Origin of the sequence: Phyllobacterium sp. SB3, assembly GCF_040009165.1 — a bacterium.
Taxonomy (GTDB): Bacteria; Pseudomonadota; Alphaproteobacteria; order Rhizobiales; family Rhizobiaceae; genus Phyllobacterium.
In genome coordinates this window covers 65997-91609 of sequence record NZ_JBDYKI010000002.1, presented here as the reverse complement: position 1 = coordinate 91609, position 25613 = coordinate 65997, and the positions used below count along the sequence as shown (strand labels likewise).

At 55.0% G+C, this 25613-nt stretch carries 22 protein-coding genes; 8 read left to right on the top strand and 14 right to left on the bottom strand.

What is annotated here, in order from left to right; genetic code table 11:
- Nucleotides 1-72: 72 nt before the first annotated feature.
- The 6 genes from ABKW30_RS06910 to ABKW30_RS06885 are packed head-to-tail and all read right to left on the bottom strand — an operon-like array spanning nt 73 to nt 5743.
- Nucleotides 73-1002: an electron transfer flavoprotein subunit alpha/FixB family protein gene (locus ABKW30_RS06910; protein ID WP_348597796.1), complete on the bottom strand. Its 930-nt coding sequence runs from the start codon at nt 1000-1002 to the stop codon at nt 73-75.
- Nucleotides 1003-1023: 21 nt separating this feature from the next.
- A complete protein-coding gene (locus ABKW30_RS06905) occupies nt 1024-1773 on the bottom strand; it encodes an electron transfer flavoprotein subunit beta/FixA family protein (protein WP_348597794.1) in 750 nt (249 codons plus the stop codon).
- 22 nt (nt 1774-1795) lie between these two features.
- A complete protein-coding gene (locus ABKW30_RS06900) occupies nt 1796-2656 on the bottom strand; it encodes a sugar phosphate isomerase/epimerase family protein (RefSeq protein WP_348597792.1) in 861 nt (286 codons plus the stop codon).
- A complete protein-coding gene (locus ABKW30_RS06895) occupies nt 2649-3809 on the bottom strand; it encodes a dihydrodipicolinate synthase family protein (protein ID WP_348597791.1) in 1161 nt (386 codons plus the stop codon). Before ABKW30_RS06895 ends, ABKW30_RS06900 begins: the two co-directional genes overlap by 8 nt.
- A 9-nt stretch (nt 3810-3818) precedes the next feature.
- Entirely contained in the window at nt 3819-4601 is a 783-nt protein-coding gene (locus ABKW30_RS06890) for a 3-ketoacyl-ACP reductase (protein ID WP_348597789.1), read from the bottom strand.
- Nucleotides 4598-5743 (bottom strand): acyl-CoA dehydrogenase family protein, encoded by a 1146-nt coding sequence (locus tag ABKW30_RS06885; RefSeq protein WP_348597788.1) that lies wholly within the window; start codon nt 5741-5743, stop codon nt 4598-4600. Before ABKW30_RS06885 ends, ABKW30_RS06890 begins: the two co-directional genes overlap by 4 nt.
- A 193-nt stretch (nt 5744-5936) precedes the next feature.
- Here ABKW30_RS06885 and ABKW30_RS06880 point away from each other — a divergent pair, with 193 nt between their 5' ends.
- Nucleotides 5937-6953, top strand: a complete 1017-nt coding sequence (locus ABKW30_RS06880; RefSeq protein ID WP_348597786.1) for an aldo/keto reductase — start codon at nt 5937-5939, stop codon at nt 6951-6953.
- A gap of 13 nt (nt 6954-6966) precedes the next feature.
- Nucleotides 6967-7449, top strand: coding sequence for a MaoC/PaaZ C-terminal domain-containing protein (locus ABKW30_RS06875; protein ID WP_348597785.1), 483 nt, complete (start codon nt 6967-6969; stop codon nt 7447-7449).
- A 45-nt stretch (nt 7450-7494) separates the two neighbouring features.
- On the opposite strand, the gene ABKW30_RS06870 is transcribed toward ABKW30_RS06875, so the two are convergent.
- On the bottom strand, nt 7495-9081 hold the full coding sequence (locus ABKW30_RS06870; RefSeq protein ID WP_348598970.1) for an acyl CoA:acetate/3-ketoacid CoA transferase: 1587 nt from the start codon (nt 9079-9081) through the stop codon (nt 7495-7497).
- A gap of 236 nt (nt 9082-9317) precedes the next feature.
- Between ABKW30_RS06870 and ABKW30_RS06865 the strand changes: the two genes are divergently transcribed.
- Entirely contained in the window at nt 9318-10136 is an 819-nt protein-coding gene (locus ABKW30_RS06865) for an aldo/keto reductase (protein ID WP_348597783.1), read from the top strand.
- Between the two features lie 86 nt (nt 10137-10222).
- Here ABKW30_RS06865 and ABKW30_RS06860 read toward each other — a convergent pair whose 3' ends face one another.
- The 7 genes from ABKW30_RS06860 to ABKW30_RS06830 all read right to left on the bottom strand — a co-directional run bounded on the left by ABKW30_RS06860 (nt 10223) and on the right by ABKW30_RS06830 (nt 19073).
- Entirely contained in the window at nt 10223-11821 is a 1599-nt protein-coding gene (locus ABKW30_RS06860) for a GMC family oxidoreductase N-terminal domain-containing protein (protein ID WP_348597781.1), read from the bottom strand.
- Nucleotides 11821-13320 carry an aldehyde dehydrogenase family protein gene (locus ABKW30_RS06855; protein WP_348597780.1) on the bottom strand — a complete coding sequence of 500 codons (1500 nt, stop codon included), beginning with the start codon at nt 13318-13320 and terminating at the stop codon, nt 11821-11823. Before ABKW30_RS06855 ends, ABKW30_RS06860 begins: the two co-directional genes overlap by 1 nt.
- Nucleotides 13321-13349: 29 nt before the next feature.
- On the bottom strand, nt 13350-14411 hold the full coding sequence (locus ABKW30_RS06850) for an alcohol dehydrogenase catalytic domain-containing protein (protein ID WP_348597778.1): 1062 nt from the start codon (nt 14409-14411) through the stop codon (nt 13350-13352).
- A complete protein-coding gene (locus ABKW30_RS06845) occupies nt 14408-15349 on the bottom strand; it encodes an ABC transporter permease (RefSeq protein WP_348597777.1) in 942 nt (313 codons plus the stop codon). Before ABKW30_RS06845 ends, ABKW30_RS06850 begins: the two co-directional genes overlap by 4 nt.
- Before the next feature lie 11 nt (nt 15350-15360).
- Nucleotides 15361-16866 carry a sugar ABC transporter ATP-binding protein gene (locus ABKW30_RS06840; RefSeq protein ID WP_348597775.1) on the bottom strand — a complete coding sequence of 502 codons (1506 nt, stop codon included), beginning with the start codon at nt 16864-16866 and terminating at the stop codon, nt 15361-15363.
- Nucleotides 16867-16875: 9 nt separating this feature from the next.
- On the bottom strand, nt 16876-17841 hold the full coding sequence (locus tag ABKW30_RS06835) for an ABC transporter permease (protein WP_348597773.1): 966 nt from the start codon (nt 17839-17841) through the stop codon (nt 16876-16878).
- A 122-nt stretch (nt 17842-17963) separates the two neighbouring features.
- Nucleotides 17964-19073, bottom strand: coding sequence for a sugar ABC transporter substrate-binding protein (locus ABKW30_RS06830; RefSeq protein WP_348597771.1), 1110 nt, complete (start codon nt 19071-19073; stop codon nt 17964-17966).
- Between the two features lie 340 nt (nt 19074-19413).
- On the opposite strand from ABKW30_RS06830, the gene ABKW30_RS06825 reads away from it, so the two are divergent.
- From ABKW30_RS06825 to ABKW30_RS06805, 5 genes are all read left to right on the top strand, one after another.
- Nucleotides 19414-20055, top strand: coding sequence for a TetR/AcrR family transcriptional regulator (locus ABKW30_RS06825; RefSeq protein WP_348597770.1), 642 nt, complete (start codon nt 19414-19416; stop codon nt 20053-20055).
- 117 nt (nt 20056-20172) lie between these two features.
- The gene (locus ABKW30_RS06820) at nt 20173-20931 is read left to right on the top strand and encodes a transporter substrate-binding domain-containing protein (RefSeq protein ID WP_348597768.1); all 759 of its coding nucleotides are present in this window, start codon (nt 20173-20175) and stop codon (nt 20929-20931) included.
- A gap of 321 nt (nt 20932-21252) precedes the next feature.
- Nucleotides 21253-21417: a hypothetical protein gene (locus ABKW30_RS06815; RefSeq protein WP_348597766.1), complete on the top strand. Its 165-nt coding sequence runs from the start codon at nt 21253-21255 to the stop codon at nt 21415-21417.
- A 653-nt stretch (nt 21418-22070) separates the two neighbouring features.
- Nucleotides 22071-24443, top strand: a complete 2373-nt coding sequence (gene tssI / locus ABKW30_RS06810) for a type VI secretion system tip protein TssI/VgrG (RefSeq protein WP_348597765.1) — start codon at nt 22071-22073, stop codon at nt 24441-24443.
- A 7-nt stretch (nt 24444-24450) separates the two neighbouring features.
- A complete protein-coding gene (locus ABKW30_RS06805) occupies nt 24451-25395 on the top strand; it encodes a DUF4123 domain-containing protein (protein WP_348597764.1) in 945 nt (314 codons plus the stop codon).
- Nucleotides 25396-25613 lie beyond the last annotated feature (218 nt).

The window sequence follows — 25613 nt, the reverse complement described above, 5'->3', positions numbered from 1 at the left end:
CTTGCCGATACCCGCATTTGCACTTGCTGTTGTGCAGGGAGTTTACATTCCTGATTGAACTGAAACCAGGGATCAAAGTGCTTTTTCGAGTTCCGGCAGGATGGTGAAAAGATCGCCCACAAGGCCGTAATCGGCAACCTGGAAGATCGGTGCTTCTTCATCCTTGTTGATGGCGACGATGACCTTTGAGTCCTTCATGCCCGCCAGATGCTGTATCGCGCCGGAAATGCCGACGGCAATATAGAGATCCGGAGCAACCACCTTGCCGGTCTGTCCGACCTGCCAATCATTAGGAGCATACCCCGCATCCACTGCCGCGCGCGAAGCACCGACCGCAGCACCGAGCTTGTCGGCGACCGGAAGGATTACTTCCTTGAATTTCTCGTTAGAGCCAAGCGCACGTCCACCCGAGATGATGATCTTCGCCGAAGTCAGTTCAGGACGGTCGCCGCCTGAAAGCCTGGCTTCGACAAAGGTCGAAAGACCGGGATTGGCAACAGCGGAAACATTTTCAACCGAAGCCGAACCGCCTTCACCGGCTGCGGCAAAGGTTGCCGTGCGCACGGTGATAACCTTCTTGGCATCAGTCGCCTGAACCGTCTGCAGAGCATTACCCGCATAGATCGGTCGCTTGAATGTATCGGCCGAGATGACCTCGATGATATCTGACACCTGCATAACATCGAGCAGGGCTGCAACGCGCGGCAGGATGTTCTTGCCGTTGGTTGTTGCAGCGGCAATGATCGTGTCATAGCCATCGGCAATCGAGACGATCAGCGCTGCTGTTGCTTCTGCAAGGCGGTTGGCCAGATCATCGCTGTCGGCGAGCAGAACCTTTTTAACGCCTGCAAGTTTGGCAGCCTGATCGGCAACGCCCTTGGCGCTCTTGCCCGCAACCAGCACATGCACATCGGAACCGATGGCAAGCGCTGCCGTCAATGCCTTGGCGGTCTGGTCGGAAAGGGTTTCGTTATCGTGTTCGGCAAAAAGAAGAATAGCCATGTGATTTCCTTATCCTTTTCCTTAAAGAACGCCAGCTTCGTTCTTGAGCTTGGAGACCAGCTCCGCAACGTCCTTCACCTTGACGCCAGCCTTGCGACCGCCCGGTTCTTCAGTTTTCAGAACCTTGAGGCGTGGTGCAGTGTCGACGCCATAATCACCGGCAGACTTCTCATCCAGCGGCTTCTTCTTGGCCTTCATGATATTGGGCAGCGAAGCATAGCGCGGCTGGTTCAAACGCAGATCGGTTGTGACGATGGCAGGCAGCGTGATCTCGATGGTCTGCAAACCGCCGTCGACTTCGCGCGTTACCTTGGCCGACTTGTCTCCAAGTTCGACCTTGGAAGCGAATGTACCCTGACTCCAGCCAAGCAATGCAGAAAGCATCTGGCCGGTCTGGTTGGCATCATCGTCGATTGCCTGCTTGCCGAGAATGACCAGCTGCGGCTGTTCAGCTTCAACGACGCCCTTCAAAATCTTCGCAACAGCCAGCGGTTCGACAATATCGTCGACCTTGACCAGAATGGCGCGGTCCGCACCCATGGCCAGCGCTGTACGCAGAGTTTCCTGCGCCTGCGCCGGGCCGATTGATACAACCACGACTTCCTCGACCTTGCCGGCTTCTTTCAGACGAAGCGCTTCTTCCACTGCGATTTCGTCGAACGGATTCATCGACATTTTCACGTTGGCAAGCTCAACGCCGGAACCGTCGCCCTTAACGCGGATCTTTACATTGTAATCAACTACCCGCTTTACCGGTACGAGGACTTTCATGGGGACTCCTTGTATTTTCAGATCAACAGACGGAACGGAACCGCTCGACGCAAATGTCGAGCACTTCATTCGGATCGCGCTTCCACCAGTTCAGCGCAGAGAATATCTCCACCTCGCAGTACCCCTCGTATCCGGCAGATTCGACTGCAGCACGAATAGATTTCAGGTCCGCTACACCATCTCCCATCATGCCCCGGTCAAGCAGCACATCCTGCGTATTCGCAAGCCAGTCGCATAGGTGATAACCGGCAATCCGGTCTGCGCCGAGGCGAAGCAATTCCTGCCCCAGCGTCATATCCCACCAGACATGGTAGACATCGATGGCAACAGTGAGGGCGGGATGCTCGATCTGCTCGCACATATCGACCGCATCGCGAACAGTCACAAGACACGAGCGATTGCCGCCATAGGCCGGATGCAGAGGCTCAAGTGCCAGCTTGACGTTTGCCGATTGTGCCTCCTCAGCCACCCCGGCAACGATCTCGCGCACCTGTTTCAGGCTCTCGGTCATGCTATGCGAGCCCGGCACGATCCCGCCGACACATATGGTCAGACACGAAGCACCGAGGTCTGACGCCATGCTTATCGAAGCACGGAAATCATCGAGTACCGCGCTTCGCGTCGGGGGGGCCAGCGGTCCTACGAGAAATGGTGAGCGGCATAGGCCACTGACAGCAAGCCCGGCTGCACGTGTGCGTTCGCCAATCTCGACGGCCCGTTTCCCGATCTCACGCCGCCAATAGGTGATCGCGCCATAGCCGCGCTGCGCACAGGCATCGATGACCTGCTCCGGCGACCAGCCAGCGCCATGCCCGTCAACATTGTGGCCAAGGGTTGCAGTGTTGAGAGCGAGAGCTGAATGGTCGCCGGTGAAATCACGCATGATCCTGAACACCATAAACTGCAAGCAGCTTGCGCATTCGTTCTATTGCAAGGTCAGGATTGCGTAACAGACCACATGCGTCGGCATGCTTGAACAGGTCGACAAAATACGGCAGCGGACGCATGGCTTGATGGCCGTTCAACATGATGAAGTGATCCTGAAAGCCGTTGAGCCAGGCGAGAAACACGACACCGGTTTTGTAATATTGTGTCGGGCAGCGGAAGATCAGCCGGGCAAGCGGCACGGTTGGATCGAGTGTCTTGTGAAACCCGGCCCTGTCACCGGCTGCAAGCTGCGACATGGCATAGGCAGCAGCGGGAGCCAGGGGGTCAAAAATACCAAGCAGCGCATGAGAGCAGCCTTGCGCGTCACCGGAGATAAGTTCCGGATAATTGAAGTCGTCGCCGGTGTACATTTTAACGCCTTCGGGCAACAGGCGACGCGCCTTGATTTCCTTGTCCTTGTCGAGGAGAGAAATCTTGATTCCGTCAATTTTCGGCTTGTTGTCACGAATGATTGTCAGACAGGTTTCGTGCGCAGCATCAAATGACGACGCTCCCCAATAGTTTTTCAAAGCCGGATCAAACATGTCTCCGAGCCAATGAAGAATAACAGGCTGATCACAGGCAGCAAGAACATCGCGATAGATCGCTATATAATCGTCGGGACTTTCGGCGACTTTCGCAAGCGCCCTGCTGGCCATGAGAATGATTCTGCCACCGAGCTTCTGGATCGCCTCGATTTGCTCAAGATAGGCACGGCGCACATCATCAAGCAACCGTGCATCGGAGACTGCAAGCTGATCTGTGCCCGCTCCATTGAAAACCAACGCGTCGGGAAGCTCCGACTTTGTGCGTTTAATCAGCTCCAGGGCACCTGGCCAATCGAGGCCCATGCCGCGCTGCGCCGTGTCCATGGCTTCGGCAATACCAAGCCCCAGTCCATCAAGATGGTGTCGAAATGCCATGGTTGCATCCCAGTCAATCGCTGCCGGGCCCGAAGGGTCACTGGCCGTGAACGGGTCGGCCACGACATGTGCCGCCGAGAAGACAACGCGATTGAAGTTTCGCGGGAAAGCACTGGTCTCTATCGGGCTTCCGGTCAATTGATAACGCGACAGAACACCTTTGGGATCGGGTAGTTTAATATCCATGAGCTTTCCCTAGAATCGCGAGACCAGCATACCGGCGTCGGCCGAGATAACCTGCCCGGTTGTGTAAGGCAGATCGCCGGTAGCAAGGGTCCTGATGATGCGGGCAACATCCTCCGGGCGCCCAAATCGCGCCAGCAGCGTCAACCCCTCTTGGTCAATGCGGCGCTGATAGGTTTCCCGCACCGCTTTTGTCATGTCTGTCTCGATGACGCCGGGCTGAACATCGAACACAGCAATCTCCTGTGCGCCAAGACGCACGGCAAAGACTTTGGAAGTCATCGCGGCAGCCGCTTTCGACGCACAATATTCACCGCGCTGAACCGCGACGGCGGAAGCATTGGATGATGTAACATTTACGATACTGTAAAACCGGCCATCATTTCGAGTGCGCTGCAGCAGCCGCTTTGCAAAGGCCTGGCTCATGAAGAAATGCGCCTTGGAGTTGATTGCCATGCAACGGTCGTAGCTTTCCTCTGTCACATCAAGCAAATCGCCGCGCGAGAGCACCGAAACACCGGCATTATTCACCAGTGTCGACAGCGGGCCGATGACAGATTCCGCGCGTTCCAGCATGTCATCATGGGCAGCTATGAGGCTGACATCGCCGGCAATTTTGACGACCTTTGCGCCTGTTGCCCTGACAGTCCCGGCTGCGGCTTCAAGCTCGGCATCATCAAGGGGCCCATTCAGTGCAATATCAAAACCTCTCGCCGCCAGGGCAAGCGCGGTTGCCAGACCAATCCCGCGACTTGAACCCGTGATGAAGGCTGCGTGTTTGACCGCTGAACTCATCCCCTTGCTCCATGCCTGACCAGCTCACGCGCGATGATCATGCGCTGTATCTGGTTGGTACCTTCATAGATCTGCGTAATCTTGGCATCCCGGTAAAGCCGCTCGACTTCGAAACCGCGAATATATCCGCTGCCGCCAAAAATCTGCACGGCATCTGCTGTCCTTGCAACAGCCATATCACCCGCGAAGCATTTGGCCATGGAGCAGGCCTTGGTCGCGTTTTCACCGCGGTCGATTTTGATCGCAGCGCTGTGAACCAGCAGACGCGATGCCTCGATGTCCTTTGCCATATCGGCCAGCAGCCACTGAACACCCTGAAAATCGCTGATCTGCGAACCGAACTGCTTGCGCTGCTGCGCATAATCAAGAGCAGCTTCCAGCCCCGCTTGCCCTATACCCACTGCGAGCGATCCAATGCCTACGCGTCCTTTGTCAAGGACGCTCATCATCATGTGAAAGCCCCTGCCCTCTTCGCCGAGAAGTGCCTCGGGCGGCAGAACGACATCGGTAAAATTGAGCGCACCGACCTGACTGGCCCGCTGTCCCATCTTATGCTCCCTGGGCCCGCGCTCCACGCCCTGTGCATGCAAATCGACAATGAAAATGCTCATGCCCTTGTGACCGGCAGCCTTGTCGGTTCGTGCCAGCACGAAGCCGACATCTGCCACGGGCGCATTATGTATCCATATTTTTCCGCCGTTGAGCTTCCATCCCGCCCCGTCACGTTCGGCTGTAGTCCTTATACCCGAAACGTCCGTGCCGGCTTCCGGTTCGGTAATGCAGTAGGCTACTTTGGTTTTGCCGGTCATTGCAGACAAAAGCCATTGTGCCCGTTGATCTTCGCTGCCGTGCCTGACAAGAAGCGTTGTGATCAGTTCGACCAGCCCGCATTGATCTGCAACCGATGCATATCCGCGCGACAGCTCCTCCATCACCACCGAGTATGCAAGAACATCGAAGCCCGGACCGCCCATGGCTTCTGGCACACCAATTCCGAAAAGGCCAAGTTCACCCATCTGCTCGTAAATTTCACCGGGGAATCGTTCGTCCCGATCAAGCGACTCAGCGGCAGGGCGAATGACGTGATCGCAAAACTGCCGGGCCATTTCCTGAACCTGCCTGTGACCTTCGGTGAGGTACATCGGGGAATCCTCCTGATATTTATGTAACCATTTAGTTACTTCGTATCATCAGCCATTTGGACCGTCAAGAGTGGTCTTTTGCCATGTGACACCGGCAATTGCCTTTATCGTGCGGAACACCAGATCCGCTGCAGACTTGCCAATCGTGCCAGGTAGTGTAAATAACCAATTAGTTACTTTACGGGAGGAATGCATGAAACCGTCGGATAAAAGAAAATTCGGGCGCGTAGAACTTCAGGTTACGCCATTCGCATTTGGCACGGCCCCTGTCGGCAATATTTTCCGGCCAATCGAAGAAGCGACCTCGGAAGCAATGATTGAATGCGCCTGGGATGCAGGCGTACGCTTTTATGACACTGCCCCTATGTATGGTCATGGCCTTGCAGAACTGCGGACCGGATATGGGTTGCGCTGGGAAAACCGCGATGATTATGTGCTGTCATCAAAAGTCGGGCGCATTCTCAAACCAAAACGCCGTAGTGAAATCAATTTCGAGCCATGGAACAACGCGGCCGCCAATGAGATGATTTTCGACTACAGCTATGACGGCACCATGCGGTCATTCGAGGACTCGCTGCAGCGTCTTGCCCTTGAACGGCTCGATATCATCTTCATCCATGACATCGATGTATTCACACGCGGTGATGAACAGCCCGAAGTGTTCAGACAGGCGATGGATGGATGCTGGAAAGCTCTTTCGCGGTTGCGTGATGAAGGTGTCGTCAAAGCCATCGGTGTTGGCGTGAATGAATGGGAAGTCTGCCACGAAGCGCTGACGCAACGTGACTTCGACTGCTTCCTTCTTGCAGGAAGATATACACTGCTGGAGCAGGAATCGCTGGACAGTTTCCTGCCGCTTTGCCAGGAGCGCAATGCCGCAGTCATTGTCGGTGGCGGTTTCAATTCCGGAATTCTGGCAACAGGTGCAATCGAAGGTGCCAAGTATAACTACGCGCCGGCACCCGAAGAAATTCTGACCCGGGTCCGTGACATTGAAGCTGTCTGTGCCGAGTATGATGTTCCGTTACCGGCTGCCGCAATGCAATTTGTGGTGGCGCATCCGTCGATACCATCGTTTGTGGCAGGCACACGGACGGTTGAACAATTGAACAGGAATCTGGAATGGTTCAGCCATCCGATCCCGGCTGACTTCTGGTCCACGCTCAAGACAAAGGGTTTTCTCCGGGAAGATGCACCGACGCCTGCCTGAAGGATTTGTCTGAATGCAAACTGAAAATCTGATTTGCGATCCTTCGCTGCGCCTGGCGCCCGGACAATACTATTATGATGATGTCAAACCGGGCAACTGGTACGAAACGCCAACGATCACGCTGCAAGGTGAGCAGATTGATGCTTTTGCAAAAATGTCCGGGGATTTTTTCGTAATCCATATGGATGACAGTGCGGCGCAGGAGCTTGGCTTCCCGCGCCGCATTGCGCATGGACTGCTGGTGCTGGCGCTGGCCGACGGATTGAAGAACCAGTCAGAAACGACTTTTCATGCTGTGGCGTCCCTTGGTTGGAACTGGACGTTTTTACAACCGGTATTTGTGGCAGATCGTCTGTCAGTAAAGATCGGCCTTGTGGAAAAGCTTGCTCCGGGAAAACCGCAACGAGGCATTTTGAGGCTTGCCCTCGAGGTAACCAACCAGGCCGGAAGCATCGTGCAATCGGGCACGAATAAGTTGATGGTCCTTCGGCGTTGAGCCTGGCAAATGGAGACAATCCGAAGCTGTCTCCACTCGTCATTGTCAGGCGGCGCGCGCGGCCGTATCAAGCCCGAACTTTTCGGGGTGGAACAGTTGCGGGTTCATCAATGGCAGGTTGGCGATAACCTGCAAGGGTGTGCCCGCGCGGTCAAGAATATCGCGCTGCAGATCAATGCCCGGTGCAATCTCGGTTACCATCAGCCCCTTCGGTGTGAGCCTCATGACACAACGTTCGGTGACATATGTAACGTCCTGTCCCTGTGCCACGCCGCGCTGGCCGGAAAATGAGATATGTTCCACTTCATCGACGATCTTGGCGATCTTGCCTTCCTTGTCGATGACAAGTTTCCCGTCAACGATGCTGAACTTCGCGCCGGCATTGAAGTATCCCGAGAAAACAATCTTGCGGGCGCGCGATGTTATATCAACAAAGCCTCCTGCTCCGGCAGTCACGTGCGGGCGGGCTGTCAGCTTCGAAACATTCACCGATCCATGGCGATCAATCTGCAGGAAGGAAAGCAGGGATGCGTCAAACCCGGCAGCCTGAAAATAGGCAAACTGGTGAGGTGAGGCTACGAAAGCCTCGGCGTTGGATGAACAGCCAAATTTGAAATCGAGCAAGGGAATGCCGCCGACGGCGCCCTGCTCGATTACCCACGTCACATCGCCGTGCCGGCCTTCCTCAAGGAAAATACGTGGTACATTGGCTGAGATACCAAAACCGATATTCACCGCCCAGCCTTTTTCCAGTTCAGCGGCAACGCGCCGGGCAATCACCTTTGCAACGTTGAACTCCGGGATGCTGAATGTGTCGAGTGGCCGGAAAAGCTCGCCCGAAATTGCAGGGTCATATGGCGTTGCCGTGGTCTGCAGCTGCTCGGGAGCCTCGACAATGTAATCTACCAGAATGCCAGGAACGCGCACATCATGAGGACGCAGCGACCCGGATTGGGCTATACGCTTGACCTGCGCGATGACGATGCCGCCGGAATTACGGCCGGCCAAAGCCAGTTCCATCGCGCCGAGATAAGCGCCTTCATGCTCAAATGTCAGGTTGCCGCGCTCATCGGCGGTGCTTGCCCGGATAATCGAGACAGCAGGTTGGATTGCCGGGAAGTAAAGCCACTCCTCGCCATCAAAGTCGACCTTGCTGACGATCTTTTTCCGGCGGGCAGCGTCATTCATGGCACACCCGTCAATATCCGGGTCGACAAAGGTCTGGAGACCCACTTTGGTCAGAACGCCGGGACGCTTGCTCGCGCCTTCCCGTAATATATCGAAGAGCACTCCGCTTGGCACATTGTACGCGGCCACTTCATTGCGGCCCAGCATCTGCCAGATCAATGGAGGTTCTGCCGATGATGGGCCGGATGGATAGGAACCGCCGATGATCGTCGAAAGCAGTCCCTTGTGTGCCAGATGATCGATCCCCGGCGTACCGAACATATCGCCAGCGGCAATTGGATGGATTGTTGTCAGATTCCGCGGTGCTCCCTCATTGCGGAAGCGCAGACCGATGGCAGCCAGGACAGCATCAGGGCAGCACAGGCCACTGGAGGAATTGACAGCAACAACAGCGCCATCCGGTATGGCGGATGCTGCTTCGGCAGCTGTGCGAATCTTGGACATCATTCCTCCGGTATATTTTTATAAGTAACTAGATAGTTATTATACTATTTGCCCGACTGCCGTCAATTGCCACCTGCATCAGGCAACCTGACGAATTTTCCCCGGCCATCCGGGTCATTTTGCTGCCTGAAGGGTCTTCGGCGGAATTCCGGAGCCTTCGCTTGTGCATCCCGGCTGTTCAATGTAATAAGTAACCAAATAGTGCGTTAAGCAATTTTATCGGGGAGAAAGAACCAATGTCGATCTATTTCGAGAAAACATATCAGAGAAGCTTTGGTACCTTCCCGCTCAAGGGCGAGGAACTTTCGACGGCGGTTTCTCATGCCATCGATGCAGGGTACCGCTCGTTCGACACGGCCCAGATGTACCGGAACGAGGCACATGTCGGCGTGGCTCTGGCGGCAACCGGCGTATCCCGTGACGAATTGTGTATCACGACGAAGGTTCATCCAGACAATTTCGGAAAAGCCAGATTTATAGCATCCGTCGAGCGCAGCTTGAAAGATCTGAAGGTCGAGCGCGTCGACGCCCTGCTTGTTCATTGGCCGCCGCTGGATGGCAATATTGCTCCCTCGCTGAAGCTGCTGGTCGAAGCGAAAAACCGCGGTTTGACCGACCACATTGGAGTGTCCAACTACACGTCAAAAATGATGCGCGAGGCACGGTCGATCATTGATGAACCGCTGATCACAAACCAGGTGGAGTTTCAGCCATTGCTTAATCAGGACATTCTGCTGGACGCGGCTGTCGAGACCGGTATTCCACTCTCGTCCTACTGCTCCGTGGCGCGCGGCGAAGTGTTCAAATACCCGCTCTTTGCCGAGATCGGTGCCCTGTATGGAAAAAGCGCTGCCCAGATTGTCCTGCGCTGGATCTTGCAGAAGGGCGTGCCAATCAACACCATGTCCGTCAAACCTGAAAACATCCGCGCCAATTTCGATGTGATGGACTTTACCCTCTCCAACATCCATATGGCACAGATCGATGCCATGACATCAACCGGTTTTCGTGTGGTTGGCAAGAACCTTGTTCCCTGGGCGCCCGATTGGGACTGACCGCCATGACACCCTCCCCTCGATATTGAGATTGTTGGCATCAGCGCAATGCGTGGTTCGACAGGTGCAATATTGTCTGCAAATGTCTAGCGATTGCCCCGAATAAGATCGCTCGCCTTTTCGCCAATCATGATCGTTGGTGCGTTCGTGTTTGAACCGATCAGGCTTGGCATGATGGAAGAGTCGCAGATGCGCAATCCGTCAATGCCCCTTACGCGCAACTGAGGATCGACAACTGCCATTTTATCTGTGCCCATCTTGCACGTTCCGACCGGATGATATGAGGTTCGCCCGTACTGTTTTGCATAGGCCTCAAACTCGGCCTGAGTTCGCACCTTGTCGCCGGGAAAATGCTCACGCCTGATATATTCCGCCATTGCTGGCTGGTTCATTATTTCGCGGCTTAGTTTCACGCCTTCTGCCGAGAGCTTCAGGTCATCAGGATCGGCAATGAAATTGGGATCAACGGCCGGGTTTTCTTCCGGCCTGCTGCTGCGCAGTGTCACCGACCCCCGGCTTTTGGGACGCAGCGTATAGGAATTGAGCGTGCAGCCTGACCCTGAAGGAATTGCAGGAACGCCTGCTTCGATACCGGCACCGGCGAGGAAATGAAACTGCAAGTCGGGATAGGGCCGGCTTTTGCCGCCGTACCAGAAAGCACCTGCTTCAACGACATTGGAGGTGACAGGTCCCGAATTGAACAGCAGATATTGCAGCCCTGCCCAGATCATCCAATGCGGCTTGTTATACTTGTCGAGGCTTGTCGCACCTTTCAGTTCATAAACGATATCGATGCCGAAATGGTCCGCAAGGTTCTGGCCTACACCGGGCAGATCCTTGACGACGCGAATACCCAGTTTCCGCAAGTGATCGGCGGGGCCTATCCCGGAGAGCATCATGATTTTCGGTGAGCCTATGGCACCGGAAGTAACTATAACCTCACTGTCGGCCTGCGCCTCGATCAGCGCACCTTTCTGCAGATATTCGACACCTGTAGCCCTGTTGGCGGTTACAATGATACGCGTGGTCAAACAGCCCGTCTCAACATCAAGATTGCTGCGATGCATGACAGGGCGCAGATAGGCGACCGCCGCCGAGCAGCGGCGGCCATTGCGGATCGTTGTCTGATAGATGCCGGAGCCCTCTTGCACAGGCCCGTTGAAGTCCGGATTGTAAGGTATGCCCATTTGCTGACATGAGCGCACGAAAGCCCTTGATACAGGACGGGGCTCACGGAGCGTCGATACACCAAGCGGACCCGTCGTGCCGTGATGTTCCGAAGCGACCATTTCGTTGCCCTCGGAGCGGATAAAATAGGGCTGTACATCGGAAAACGACCAGCCTTCGCACCCTTCATCATTGGCCCAGCGATCATAGTCCGCGGCGACACCGCGCGTGAAAATCTCCGCGTTGATGGAACTGCCCCCGCCCAGAACGCGTGCCTGGGCATAGGGAATTTCGCGATTGTTCGCATGCTTCTGTGCAACAGTGGTCAGCCCCCATGTGAGAGGGCCCGTGGTCATTTTTGCAAATCCCACCGGCATATGGATGTAAGGATTCGTGTCCTTGCCGCCGGCCTCGAGCAGAAGCACCCTCACGTCGGGATTTTCCGTCAGTCGCGCGGCGATGACACAGCCGGCCGATCCACCGCCAACGATGATGTAGTCGTAACCCTTGTGCACCATCAGGCCACCCAATGATCCCGACGCCCGAGCGCAATATGGACCGACTTCACCTCGGTATATTCCTCGACGCCATAAATACCGGTCTCGCGACCTGTTCCTGATTGTTTGAACCCGCCGATTGGAAGCTCCGGTCCGCCAGTGATGGTGGTGTTGACCCAGACGCGGCCAGCCTGAATGCGCCGGAACGCATCAGTCGCCTTGTCAAGGCTGGTGGTCCAGATACTGGCCGCCAGGCCATAAATCGTATCATTGGCGATCTCGATTGCCTCATCGAATGTGTCAAATGTCGTGATGGTCAGCACCGGCCCGAATATCTCTTCCCTGGAAATTGTCATGTCCCGATCGACATCGGCAAAGACTGTCGGCTGGATGAATTGTCCGGTTTTGCCGGCAAAACGATCACCTCCGCAAACAAGACGTGCCCCTTCCTTTTTGCCGATGGCAATATATTTCAGGATCGTATCGTTCTGCGTGCCGGTGATGACAGCACCCATCTGCGTGTCCGGGTCGAGCGGATCACCAATCCGCACGCGCGCGAGTTTCTCTACGATCAAGGTTTCAAAGTCCCTGGCAACAGATTTTTCCACCACCAGCCGTGTCCCACCGACACAGCATTGCCCGGCATTGAAACACATGCCGAAGACAACGCCATCGGCGGCGTCATCCAGATTGGCATCAGCAAAAACCACCTGAGGGTTCTTTCCACCGAGCTCCAGTCCCAGCTTCTTGAAGTTTCCGGCGGATGCCAGAAGCGTCCGCTGACCAACAGCCGTGGAACCGGTAAATGACACCATGTCGATATCGGCATGTTCCGTAAGGGCCTGACCGATTTCACTGCCGCTGCCGGTTACGACATTGAACACGCCATCGGGCAATCCGGCTTCAGACAGTATCTCCGCCATGATCAGCGTTGTCGCGGATGTGACTTCACTCGGCTTGGCAATGATAGTGCAACCTGCTGCCAGAATGAACGGCACGCGCTCCGAAAGAATGAAAAACGGGAAGTTCCATGGTGTGATCAGGCCGACAACGCCGATAGGCTCGCGCGTCACCAATCCCATCATCCTGTCGCCAAGATTGTTGAATGAATCGCCGTGCAGGGCCCGGGCAGCGCCCGCAGCATATTCATAGATGTCTGCGCCGCCTTCCACCTCGCCGCGCGACTGGCTGATCGGCTTTCCGGTCTCGAGCGTCTCCAGCAACGCAAGTTCATCCAGCCTTTCGCGGATACCATTGGCTGCCTTCAGCAGCACTGCAGACCGCCGGGCACCGGAAAGGCCGGACCAGCGACGGTCTGCAAAGGCCTTGCGGGCGACAATCACCGCGGCGTTGAGATCATCCGTGGTGCAACGTGTAGTCCGCGTCACCGCAACATCATGTGCTGGGCTCTTGCGTTCGAATATCTCGCGGGAACCCGCATCAACCCATGAGCCATCGACAAAAAAGCCAAAGCTGCGTGGTTCTGCCGGCAAAGAGGCAATGTGGTTGCTCTGATCCATAATATTCTCCGGTCTTGACGGGCGCGCGGTCAAGCCGCTGCGCCAATTGAAATCTGAACCTTCAGAGCCTCCGGATGATCCGGCAATGTTTCAAAGGTTGTCTGTATGTCCTCAAGGGATGCGCTTCGACGCGTGAATGCCTTCGTGTTGAAGCGGCCATGAGCCAGCAGCGACAAGGCGTCGTGCATGTCTTCGCCCATTCCGGCAACAGAACCCTTGATCGAATTCTCCCGCAGCACTGTGCGCAGAAGTTCAAGGGGGATTGTGTCGTCGGGACCCGGGATGCCGAATGCAGCAACATGGCCGCCAGGTCTGATCAGTTCGAACGCAAGTGTGTATAGTTTGGGCAGACCGACACTTTCGATGACGACATCCGCACCACGCCCTCCGGTTCGTTTGAAGACTTCGGATTTCAACTTGGCCGGATCACTCACCACAATATCGGCACCTGCATCCAGAGCCATAGTTGCACGCCGGGCAAAAGGCTCTGCAACGATAATGGGAGCAGCTCCGACAAGCCGCATCATCTGCACATGCAAATTGCCTATTGGTCCGGCGCCCAGAATGACAACGGATTGCCCGAAGCGGACATCGGCCTTTCGGGCGGCTCGAACCACACAGGCAACGGGCTCTACGAGAGCTAGGAGATTGAACGGTTGATCGCCTTGTGCCGGAATGACCAATCGACCTGGCACGGCAACATATTCAGCAAAGCCACCATCACGCGAGATGCCGATTTGCTGCATTTGGGCACAGTTGAGGATTTCATTGCGGCGGCAGTAATAACAATGGCCACAGCCGATATTGATATCGGCGACAACCCGCTGGCCTTTGTGAAACCGCGAAACATTGATGCCTGTCGCTGCCACAGTTCCCGAAAATTCGTGACCGGGAATTATTGGCAGACGCTCCGGTGCGTAGTGACCGTTGAACATATGCACGTCAGTTCCGCAAATGCCGCATCTCTCAACCTTGACAAGCACATCATCGGGCCCGCAATCCGGTAGCGGTACATCTCTGACCTCGAATTTCCGGGGCGCAGTCAAGAGTGCTGCGCGCATGGTTTCCGGCAGTTCGGCAACGACACTCACTTGACTGTTCTCACTTTGCTGCGGTCTATCGTCAACGCGATGGCCACGATGAGAACGAGGCCGAAGAATATCTGCTGAGCCGTTGCAGGCACATCGAGATAGAGCATGCTGGTGCGAACAACCGCGACGATCAGGGCACCTATTGCCGTGTTGAGAACACCGCCAACACCGCCGGTCAGTGGCGTTCCACCGACGAGAACGGCAACAATTGCCGGAAGCAGAAAGCCGTTGGCGATGACGGGCGAGCCTCCTGAAAGCTTGACTGCAAACAGCAGCCCGGCGATTGCGGCACATGCGCCCGACATGCTGAACGCAATCATCTTGTAGCGATCGACATTCAGACCGGACGCGGATGCGGCGAGCTCGCCTGCTCCAATGGCTTTGAGCACTCGGCCGACAACCATGCGGCGTTCGATCACAAGGCCGATAACGAGCAAGACCGCGGCGATAAGCATTTCACGCGGCAGCCCGGCGATATTCCCGGTCATCCAGCCAAAGGCCTGCTCGCGCATGGCGGCATCCATATAGAGCGCTTTCTGACCGGAGGCATATTGGCCGACTGACAGTGCCACACCGCCAACGGCCAGGGTCGCTATGAAAGAAGGTACCTTGAGCCGTGTCGAAACAAAGCCTGACACCAGACCGAAGACCGCGCCGATTGCAATGCAGGCGAGCGCCGCAAACCCGCCCATGAGCGGCAGGAGCAGTGTTGCCAGAACAGTCGTCATATTTGCTACCGACTGGGCAGAAAGATCTATGCCACCGATATAGATGACGAAGGTTATGCCGAGCGCCATGATAAACAGCGTCGAGATATCGCCGGCAAGTTGCAGAAGATTTTCTGGCCGCAGGAAATTGGGATCGAGCAGACCGACGAATATCGCCAGCACAACCAGTGTGATCCACGGAAAGTGCTTTTTGAGTTTGTCGAGGTTCATCGCGTCAGGTCCTAGATCATGTAATGAACGAGGTCGAAAAGCGAAGGCCTGGCGCCCTGCTTGCAATCGAACTGTTTCTGGATTTTACCGTCCTTGATGACAGCGATCGTATGTGAGAGCCCAATGGCCTCCTCCAACGTATCGGCGATCAGGATGATGCCTGCCCCATCGGCATTCATTGCCCGGACCATATCATAGACATCTTCCTTGGCGCCGATATCCAGGCCGCGCGTCGGGTGATCGAGCAGAATTATATCCGAACCGCCGCTCCGCCATTTGGACAGGACTACTTTTTGCTGATTGCCGCCCGACAGGTGACCGCAATCAGCATATTCGGAAGGCGCCTTGATATGGAGCTTGCTGATCCATTCGCGCGCCGTGGCTTTCTCTTTCGGTATCTTCAAAAAGCCCGCGCTGCTGTAGTTCCTGAGCTGTGAAAGCGTAATATTCTCATAAACGCTCATGCCGGACACAATGCCCTCGACCTTGCGTTCGCGCGGAATATAACCAACACCGCGAGCCACGCTGTTGCGGGCATTGAAGGAACGCACCCTGTCGCCCTTGATGCTGATCGTGCCGAACAAGGGGCGCTGCAATCCGAAGATGCTGCGCAGTATGGCTTCACGACCGGAACCTTCAACGCCGACCAGCGTCAGGACCTCTCCGGCATGCAATTTCAAGGATATGTCGTAGTATTTTCCCGGCAGACTGACCTTGTCGAGTTCCACCAGCACTTTCTCCGGCAGGTAAGGCCGCTGCTTTTCCTCGCGATAATATTCCTTGTCGATATCGCGGCCGACCATCCTGCGTTGAATGTTTTCGGCAACCGCTTCGGTGGAAACAACATGATCGACGACTTCCCCGTCCTTCATCACATAGATGCGATCAGCAAGTTCAAGGACCTCATCGAGCCTGTGCGAAACAAATATGAACGATGCACGCGAGCGCAGTTCACGTACGAGCCTGAAAAGCAGTTCAACCTCTTCCTTGGCCAGCACCGAGGTGGGTTCGTCGAGAAGGATAACAAGATCACCGTCTACGCGTTCTTCGAGTGTCAGGACCTTTGCAAGCTCTACCAGCTGGCGCTGTGCAAATGACAGTTTCGACGTGATCGTCTTCGGGTCGATTTTCAGCTTGACCTTCGCCAGCTGAAAGCGTGCGGCTGCAGCCATTTTCTTCCAGTTCACCACACCGAAGCGGACAAATTGCTGCTCGAAGCCGAGGAAAATGTTTTCCATTACGCTCAGGTTGCCGATGAGCGACTGTTCCTGGAAAACCATGCCGATGCCTTTTTGCATGGCCTGTCGCGGGTTCTCGAAACGAACAGCTTTTCCATCAATGAGCACTTCGCCGCCATCATGCTGGTAAGCGCCGTAGATGATCTTCATCAAAGTCGACTTGCCTGCACCGTTCTCACCGACAAGGCCGATGATCTCGCCTCGTTCGATCCTGAAATCGATACCTTTCAATGCCCGGACATTGGGGAAATTCTTTTCAACTTTGCGCAGCTCAAACATGATCCGCCCTCACTTCACGAATGCGAGCGATTTGCGATCCGTCGACAGAACGACCGCGATGATGACGAGAACACCAAGAACCCCATCCTGAATGTAACGGGGCAATCCCATGACAATCATTCCATTGTTGATGACATTGACGATCAGGACTCCGACAAGCGTATTCCACACCCCGCCGCTGCCACCCCAAAGTGCTGTGCCGCCAACGACGATCGATGTGATTGCAACGAACATGAAGTTGTAGCCGGTTGCTGTTTCGGCAATACCGATCTGGGCAACCGCAAACAGGGAACCAATGGCATAGAAAATACCCGCAAGGGCAAAGCCGATGATCCGGACGCGCCTGACATTCAGACCGGAGGCGTGTGCGAGATCTTCACCGCCGCCTACGGCATAAAAATTGCGGCCAAGAGTTGTATGACTTTGGATGAACCACGCGGCTACGAGCACAAGTAGAGCCACGTGTACCATCAGCGGAAAGCCCAGATATCGCTCGGTCAGCAGTGCGCGGAATATGGGGTCTTCCACCCGTATTCGGTCGCCGCCGGTCATGACGAGAGACAGACCGATACCGACAAAGCCCATGCTGAGGCTCGCCATGAATGACGGAATTCGCAGGGCGACGTGGACAATACCATTGATCAAACCGAACACCGCACCGACCAGGCAGCAGGCGGGAATTGCGATCCAGGCCCAGCCATCCAGCGTTCCGCCGAGAGCCATGAAGATATAGGCAAAGACTACGGCGCAGACCGCAACCGCACCTTCCATGGACAGGTCTATGGATCCCATAATGACAATGAATGTCGTGCCGACGGCAATCATCAACGGTGGCGTTGCCGATATCCCGACGCGCGCAAAATTACGCAGCGACAGAAAGTTGGGATTGACGACGGTGAAGAATATTATCAGCGCCACGAGCACCAATACCGGTGTCCATTTTTGCAGTTCGTCGCGATTTGGCAAGCTCAACACCTGTGCCTCCTGCCGGATGACGGTGCCGCGGCACCGTCATTTCCCATCCCGGAATTTGTTTTGATTGTGCCGGGAGGACGAGCACTCGCCCTTCCGGTAAAGCCAGACCTGCCTGGGGTTCCTCAGTAGGTGATTGCACCGTTTGATGGACCCCAGTAGTCTTTCCAGTCATATCTGGGAGTAGAGTCGATATAGTCGCTCTTGAACTTGTCCGCGTCATCCTTGGTTATAAGGATTGTCGGACCGTAGAATTCACGATGTTCCCTGGGCTCATCCGACGGCTTGAATGCGCCGGTGGCCGCATAATAGGCAAGAGCCGAGGTTATGCCGCCGCCCCAATAGGGATTGGTGTAGACGGTCGCCAGGAGCTCCCCGGCCGCCACAAGATCGACCGCCTGGGCATTGCCGTCATAGGCCACGACAGGAACCTGCCCGGTCATCCCTTCAGCCCGTAGCGCCTCAAGCACACCATAGGCCATTGTATCATTGGCGCAGAAAACCCCCGTAATTTCATCGCCAAAGCGTGTCAGATAGCTGGCCATTATACTGTTGGCCTTTTGGGTATCCCAATCTGCCGCCTGATAGTCCAGCAGCTTGATATCGGGAAAATTCTTGAGAGCGTTGTCCATTCCCTTGCGGCGCTCGATTGCCGGATTGTTCGAGGCGATACCGCCCAGTCCAACTATACCGCCCTTGCCGCCCATCGCCTTGAAGAGGATTGTTGCAGTCTGCTCTGCCGGACCGACGTCGGACCAGCTCATATGCGAGACGTAGTTGTCGCCGAAATCCCAGGGGTGCAAGTCGTCGGTCTTGTTCCAGATGGTGGAAACATAAGCGCCCTTTGCAACAACTGCCTCAACCACCGGACGTGCGTTGGGAGAATCGTTTGTATCGATAGCCAGCGCCAGCTTGCCATTGGTCTTGCCGAGCAAGGCCTTCACATCGGAAAGCGACTTTTCACTGCTGCCCTCATTGATCAGATTGACCAGATCGCCCTTCGACTTACCGAGGCTTTCGACAAAAGCCTCCCCGCCGGAGACGATGGCATTCCAGTAAGGATTGGTGCGGTCACGATAGCTCCAGGCAATCGTCGGGCCCTGAATCGCCGCACGCGCGAGCGACGAGCCAAACATACTCGTTGCCGCAACACCGCCAACGCCAAAGGCCGACGCCAAAAGGAAATTGCGGCGACTTACAGTTTCCTGTTCGATAAACTTTTTGATGAATGACATGCGTTCCTCCCGGTTGCTTCTACCGCAGATCTGCCATGCCGGTTTCTCCCGGGCATATAACGGTCTGCGTAATGACTTCAGCCAGCGTCTGAGCATGGCTTACGCACTAACCAGTTACTTTATTAAACGCGTTCTGTCAACGGCGCACGCTCTTGCCAGTCGATTGTTGGCGTGCAAGCATCTTGCTGCAAATATAAATAACCTGTTAGTTCTTCAGTGGAGGCAATCCAGCCGCCGCTCTGCTGTTCAAAATGGAATTTGATGATAGGCTGGGACGATTCGAAGCGACCGTGCCGGTCAGCAGTGCCGACGGCGCCAATTGCAAATATGGGAAACCGGAATGGCCACACCAGCAAAAGCAAAACCGCGGTTGCGCGATGCCGAAGCCACCCAGAAACGCATCCTGGAGGCCGCCAAGAAAGAGTTTGCCAAAAACGGCCTTGGCGGCGCACGCGTCGACGTTATCGCGGAGCGTGCCGCCGCCAACAAGCGGATGATCTATCACTACTTCGAGAGCAAGGAGGCGCTCTTTCAACGGGTTCTCGAAGACGCCTATACCGATATTCGCCAGGCCGAGCAAAAGCTGGAACTCGACCATCTGGATGCGCGGGCGGCTCTTGAGACTTTTGTGCGATTTACATGGAAATATTACCTGTCCAATCCGGAATTTCTGACGCTGGTCAACAGCGAGAATTTGCACAAGGCCAAGCACCTCAAGAAGTCAAATGTCATCCATGTCTTGAGCCGGCGCCTGGTATCGATGATGGAGAAGCTGCTCAAGCGCGGAGTTGAGGAAGGTGTTTTCCGGGATGGTATCGACCCTGTTCAGCTGAACATCACAGTCGCGGCCATTGGATATTATTATCTGACAAACCGTTTTACCGGATCAATCCTTTACGAGCAGAACCTTATGGCTCCGGAGGCCCTGGAGAAGCGACTGGATTTCAACGTCGAGACCATCATGCGTCTCGTGTCCAGCTAGACCGGGAATGCCAGCAGCTTTTATTTTGCCCGGCACACAAAAACAGCTTCGCATTTTGCTGCGTTCCGTTACTCTGGTCCTGCGGAATTTGACCTTCGCCAAAAAAGAGGATGGAACATGAAGAAACTGCTTCTAGTCACCGCCATCATGGTGGCATGCACGTCGGCAGCAAGTGCTCAGGACGGTGCCGTCATAAGGATAGCCACAGAGGGGGCCTACCCGCCATTCAATATCTTGAATGCGGACGGCACGCTTGCCGGGCTGGACGTCGATATGGCAAATGCTCTTTGCGAAGAAATGAAGGCAAAGTGTACAATTGTCGCTCAGGATTGGGACGGTATCATTGTCGGGCTGATCGCCAGGAAATACGATGCAATCATCGCATCGATGAGCATCACCGAAGATCGCAAGAAGCAGATCGACTTCACCGACAAATATTACACAACACCGCTGGCAGTCGTCATTCCCGAAGACAGCGACATTGCAGGCGTGACGGTCACCGATATGAAGGACAGGACTGTTGGCGCGCAGGCCGGCACGACGCAGGCGAACTACGCGACAGACGTTTACGGCAAGGCCGATGTAAACGTGAAGCTCTATCCAACTCAGGACGAGGCTGCTGCCGATATGACCAACGGCCGTATCGACGCGTTGATCTCGGACAAGTTTGTGGTTGTGGACTGGCTCAATAATGCCGGAAAAGACTGCTGCAAAATGCTGGGCGACGTGCCCGGCACGGAGACCGAAGCAGGCATTGGCATCCGCAAGGGTGATGATGAACTGAGGGAAAGGTTCAACAAGGCAATTGAAGCAATTGTTGCCAATGGAACGCACAGAAAAATCGTTTCGAAATATTTCCCCTTCGACATTTACTGATTTTCTTCGGCAAGCCGGCTTCAATCCGCCACGGCACTGCAGGTTCCATCACAGAACCGGTGGACAACCCGTTCGCAAGACTTACGCCGGCCCCCATTACCGCTGTGGGGGCTGGAGCGAAGCCGCACCGGTGGTACGGAATCCCGCTTGCCATTACTTACGACTGAAAAACTATTTTTGGGTCTTCGTGGACCTTTTTTCTATGTGACCGTTAGCAAATTGGGAGGGTAACAACAAGGGGAGCTCCCAAGACGTATTCGGTTCAGTAAATCTCTTCCTCCTGGTAATCAGCCCGAGCTATCACAACTGATGCAAGAGCTGGTGCCAGACACAAACGTCATGCTGCCCGACATTGCTGGTTTTCTCGGTTTCTTCAACTTTGACAGCAACGATGAAAAGCTTTGGGTCGTGGTCTCCCGCTTCTTCCGCTATCTGACCGACAAAGCGTGCGTCATTGAAATACTGGTTGACCCTGTTCCAGAATAGCTTCCGCTTAAGAAAAGCTAGTTCAGTTTTACAGCAGGTGTAAGCAGTCTTACCGGCACCGTCCAGAACGGATAATCACCGGTCGGATCGAGTGTAACAGCCAAACACGGCTCTCCCAACATACGGCTATCGCCAGCAGCAATCCCGTAGTCTGGTTTCACGCAGGTGAAAACGATACTTCCTTTGTGAATCCAGTAATTAGGTTCAGGGAAATACGGAACGTCCTCCAAAAGGATATACGCTTGGAAATTATCGGGAATTGAGATTGTGGCCATGTGTCGAGCGTCAGGCCGAAGAGAATTGCAGACAACGGCCAGATGCTCTTACACACCTTCGAAACTTTAAGTCGATGAAGAAACCGCGCCATTAAAAACCCTACGCGGGAACAGTCACGGGACGATCTTTTTCATTGAGTGCGCCACGGGCCAAATACGCTCTTCCCTTGGCCATTTTGAAGAGAGGCATAAACTCAAATTTAACATTTGTTTCGAGCGCAAAGCATATATGCAGGATCGCCATGTTTCCTACGTTCAAAAAACGAAGTTTAGTTCGCTTTTATTCTAATCAAAAAGCATTAGCTCTCGACGCATCTCTCCGAGCGCCCTAAAACAACGTGAGCATTAGAGTTGGGTTGCAATACACTTGAGGTGCGAATGGAATACGAATTCTTCGACGCTGGTTTGATTCAGGCAGATCGCATTCTTCGCATTTCCACGGTGCTTGGGCTTGATGTTTTTCTCGCCGAAAAGATGGACGTTCGCGAGGAAATCAACGGACTGTTTGAAATCCATGTCGGTGTCAAATCCAAGCGCACTGACCTCAAGCCGGAAGAACTTGTCGGAACACTTGCCGATGTTTCGCTGGAAGTTGCCTATGGCGAGCGCCGTCCGTGGAACGGGCTGATAACAGGCTTTCGCGAAGGGCCACCGGTTTCGCGTGGACTTCGCTCTTATCAGCTGACCATCCGGCCGCAATTGTGGCTGCTGTCACAGCGTTCGGATTGCCGCATCTTCATGGATATGACAGCGCTGCAGATCGCCGAGACACTGCTGTCGGAACACGGCATCAAGGCTGCCGTGACGGGCGGCGTTATCAATCCGCCGGCACCGATCCATTATTCCGTGCAATGGAATGAGACGGACCTCGCCTACCTCACCCGCCGCCTTGAGGCTGATGGCCTGTTCTATTGGTTTGAACACGAAGACGGTGAGCATACGCTTCATATCGCCAGTCATCCCTTTGGATATACGGAGGGTCCTGAGACGGATGTGCGGTTTGCAGCAGGTTCCACCGACAGGAACCACATCAGCGCGTTTGCACGAGATTACCAGTTCACACCCGGAAAGCGGGCGGGCGGCGACTGGAACTTTGAGATGCCGAAGGGACCACAGGGAGCGGTCACTCCTTCGCTGGTGTCCCTGCCCAAGAATGCCGAATATGAGCTGTTCCATTATCCGGCCAAGGCGATGGATCAATCTTCCAATGAAGCGGCTTCAAAGCTTCGCATGCAGGCGGTTGAAGCCGATCACGAGAAGATTGAAGGAGCATCCACAGTCAGAACGCTTGCAGCGGGCCGCAAATTCAAACCTTACGAAGTCGCTCATGCCGAGCACGTGTTTGAAGAATATGTGGTCACCGCCATCGTGCACCGGATTGTTGATCATTCCTACGAGACGGCGGAAGACGGCTCGCTTGATTATTCCAACAGCTTCATTGCGCTTCCCTCAAGACTTCCTGCAACACCGCACCGGACAACACCGCAGCCGAGGGTAGACGGCTCGCAGGTTGCCATTGTCGCCGGACCACCCGGCGAGGAAATCCACCCGGATGAATACGGCCGCATCAAAGTATGGTTTCCATGGCAACGCAACCGCGCCAGAAAGGACGGCTCCGACACCTGCTGGATACGCGTCATGCAGTCATGGGCTGGCAGCACATTCGGCTCGCAGGTCATTCCGCGCATCGGCATGGAAGTGATGGTCACCTATCTCGAAGGCGATCCTGACAGACCCGTTGTGACCGGCATCGTGCCAAATCCAAGCACGAAAGTCCCATACAAGCTGCCGGAGAACAAGACACGTACTGTTTTAAGGTCCAACACACACAAGGGCCAGGGCTTTAACGAAGTCTCCTTCGAAGACGAGAAGGGCAAGGAGAACCAGTTCTTCCATGCCCAGAAAGATCAGACCACGCGGGTTTTGAATAACCGCACGAAGCGTGTTGACGCCAATGAGATTTCATCGGTAGGTGCCAACCGTGCCGTTGAAGTTGCAGGCAACCAGAAGCACGAAATCGGCGGCTCGATGAACATGGTGGTCGGCGGGACAGGTGCCGGTGCATTGGGCCTTGTCGCACAGGTTGCCGGCCTTGCCGGACAAACAGCAGGCTTGATGCAGCAGGCAGGACAAGTTGCCGGAGGCGCGCCCAACCTTGTCAACTTCGCCATGTCACTGGGCCAGTCTGCACTCGGCTTTCTCTCGGCAACTGGCCTTGGTGCACGCGATGGCGTTGTCTCCGGTCCAAGCCCCCGCTCCGATCAGGGGACGGCACTTGCTGCGTCCGGAGACGGCATGGGGCAAGCCACCGGAGCCCTGTTTCAACTTCCCGGTATCATGAACACCATCGTCGGCAATTTCAAATCCGACACAATCGGTGTTGCCAGAGCCGAACAGATCGGCGTCAGCAAGGTAACGAACATTGGATCAACCCACTTTACCCGGATTGGCAAAGAGCAAAACACCAGGGTCGGCGAAACAATCAAGATAGAGGTTGGCCAGCTTTATAATATTGTTTCCGGGGAGAAATATCATGGTGAGGCGAAGACTTGGGAAGTCTATGCTGATGACGAGATACGCCTGTCTGCTCCCGGTGGATATATCACTATCAACAAGAAGGGTATCAAGCTCTACGCTCTCAAAATCGATATCGAAGGCAATGCAATCAACTTCAAAAAGGGCGGCCCGGGCAAAGGTGCGTCCTGCCTCAAGAAGATGTCTCAGTCACAAACGCCTTTCGTGAGAGTGTGAGAACCGTATGGAGACCCCAAAGCTTGATCTTCCAAATGCCGAAAATGCTGCCCGGGCATTTCGTGCAGCATTGGACACATTACCCGGACCACTCTTTGCAGTACTTGATGGCGGCCAATTTGATGATTTGGAAGATGAGCTTGCCGACGCCGGTATTACCAGTCGCTCTCTGTTTCTCGGTGGTGGTGATGAAGCCATGCGTCGCGATGGGCCATGGCTGGTCGCTCTGAACAATCGCAAAACGAGCACGCACATAGAGGAACTCGCCCTCGAAAAGCCATGCGCTGTGTTCTGGTCATGCCATGAAGGCGAACAGGCACTCTGGCGGCACCTTCGGAGCATCAATGAGATCATGATCCCGGATGATCGTATTGAGGGCAATGACGGGAAGTCGGGTACTCCGGTCAAATATGAACGTGTGCTTTTTCGCCATTGGGATCCCAACGTGCTTGGAAGCTTCCTGCCATTGCTCACGGCTGAGCAATTCATGCGCCTCTTTGGACCGGCAACGGCCATTCTCATAAATGCCACAAGTCAGGGCGGGCTGAAACGTGCACTGCGACCAGAGCACTCCTCGAAACCAACCAAAGGCCTCCTCACAATTCGCAGAGATCAACTCGCAGATGTGGATTCTGAGCGCCGGGCCGCCTATTGCAAGCAAATGTCTGCGCACCTCCGGGAGATGGCGCCACAAGAAACGGCCGGTATGAGTCAGCAGGAACTGAATGACCGGGTTTTGAAATACGAAGCGTCGGGCAATCAGCTGGGGTTAACCCAAGAACGATCTCTTGGCATATGGGGATTTCTTATGATCGCCAGCGGCGATCGGTTCGAGCATCAGCCGGAAATTAAACGGTTTGTGCAATCAGGCCCGGGCACTCCGGACGAAAATATGGAGACACTTCTCTATCAGATGACTCGCCTTGCAGGCACAGTTGGAGAGGTGAGCTAATGCCTTGGCTCGGTCTCGGCGCCCCATTGCTGGCAGGTGCTGGTGGCGGGGGTACTATAGCACTGGGAGGCGCCGCTGCAACGACGGCCACGGTTTCAACAAGCACTATTTTAGGTGGTGCAGCTATTGTTGGAACGGGGCTGCTCTTGAGTGGGGATACTCCCGTGATGTCAGAATCGGCCGTAACCGGCGCGTTTCCAGGTCTCACGCCGGAGCAG

Bases quoted from the DNA above. Each gene is read 5' to 3' on its own strand.
- ABKW30_RS06825 (WP_348597770.1), top strand. From the start codon at position 19,414: ATGGCCACACCAGCAAAAGCAAAACCGCGGTTGCGCGATGCCGAAGCC.
- ABKW30_RS06830 (WP_348597771.1), bottom strand. From the start codon at position 19,073: ATGTCATTCATCAAAAAGTTTATCGAACAGGAAACTGTAAGTCGCCGC.
- ABKW30_RS06805 (WP_348597764.1), top strand. From the start codon at position 24,451: ATGGAGACCCCAAAGCTTGATCTTCCAAATGCCGAAAATGCTGCCCGG.
- tssI (WP_348597765.1), top strand. From the start codon at position 22,071: ATGGAATACGAATTCTTCGACGCTGGTTTGATTCAGGCAGATCGCATT.
- ABKW30_RS06865 (WP_348597783.1), top strand. From the start codon at position 9,318: ATGTCGATCTATTTCGAGAAAACATATCAGAGAAGCTTTGGTACCTTC.
- ABKW30_RS06885 (WP_348597788.1), bottom strand. From the start codon at position 5,743: ATGTACCTCACCGAAGGTCACAGGCAGGTTCAGGAAATGGCCCGGCAG.
- ABKW30_RS06910 (WP_348597796.1), bottom strand. From the start codon at position 1,002: ATGGCTATTCTTCTTTTTGCCGAACACGATAACGAAACCCTTTCCGAC.
- ABKW30_RS06840 (WP_348597775.1), bottom strand. From the start codon at position 16,866: ATGTTTGAGCTGCGCAAAGTTGAAAAGAATTTCCCCAATGTCCGGGCA.
- ABKW30_RS06890 (WP_348597789.1), bottom strand. From the start codon at position 4,601: ATGAGTTCAGCGGTCAAACACGCAGCCTTCATCACGGGTTCAAGTCGC.
- ABKW30_RS06820 (WP_348597768.1), top strand. From the start codon at position 20,173: ATGAAGAAACTGCTTCTAGTCACCGCCATCATGGTGGCATGCACGTCG.
- ABKW30_RS06860 (WP_348597781.1), bottom strand. From the start codon at position 11,821: ATGGTGCACAAGGGTTACGACTACATCATCGTTGGCGGTGGATCGGCC.
- ABKW30_RS06900 (WP_348597792.1), bottom strand. From the start codon at position 2,656: ATGCGTGATTTCACCGGCGACCATTCAGCTCTCGCTCTCAACACTGCA.
- ABKW30_RS06895 (WP_348597791.1), bottom strand. From the start codon at position 3,809: ATGGATATTAAACTACCCGATCCCAAAGGTGTTCTGTCGCGTTATCAA.
- ABKW30_RS06880 (WP_348597786.1), top strand. From the start codon at position 5,937: ATGAAACCGTCGGATAAAAGAAAATTCGGGCGCGTAGAACTTCAGGTT.
- ABKW30_RS06855 (WP_348597780.1), bottom strand. From the start codon at position 13,320: ATGGATCAGAGCAACCACATTGCCTCTTTGCCGGCAGAACCACGCAGC.
- ABKW30_RS06870 (WP_348598970.1), bottom strand. From the start codon at position 9,081: ATGTCCAAGATTCGCACAGCTGCCGAAGCAGCATCCGCCATACCGGAT.
- ABKW30_RS06905 (WP_348597794.1), bottom strand. From the start codon at position 1,773: ATGAAAGTCCTCGTACCGGTAAAGCGGGTAGTTGATTACAATGTAAAG.
- ABKW30_RS06845 (WP_348597777.1), bottom strand. From the start codon at position 15,349: ATGAACCTCGACAAACTCAAAAAGCACTTTCCGTGGATCACACTGGTT.
- ABKW30_RS06875 (WP_348597785.1), top strand. From the start codon at position 6,967: ATGCAAACTGAAAATCTGATTTGCGATCCTTCGCTGCGCCTGGCGCCC.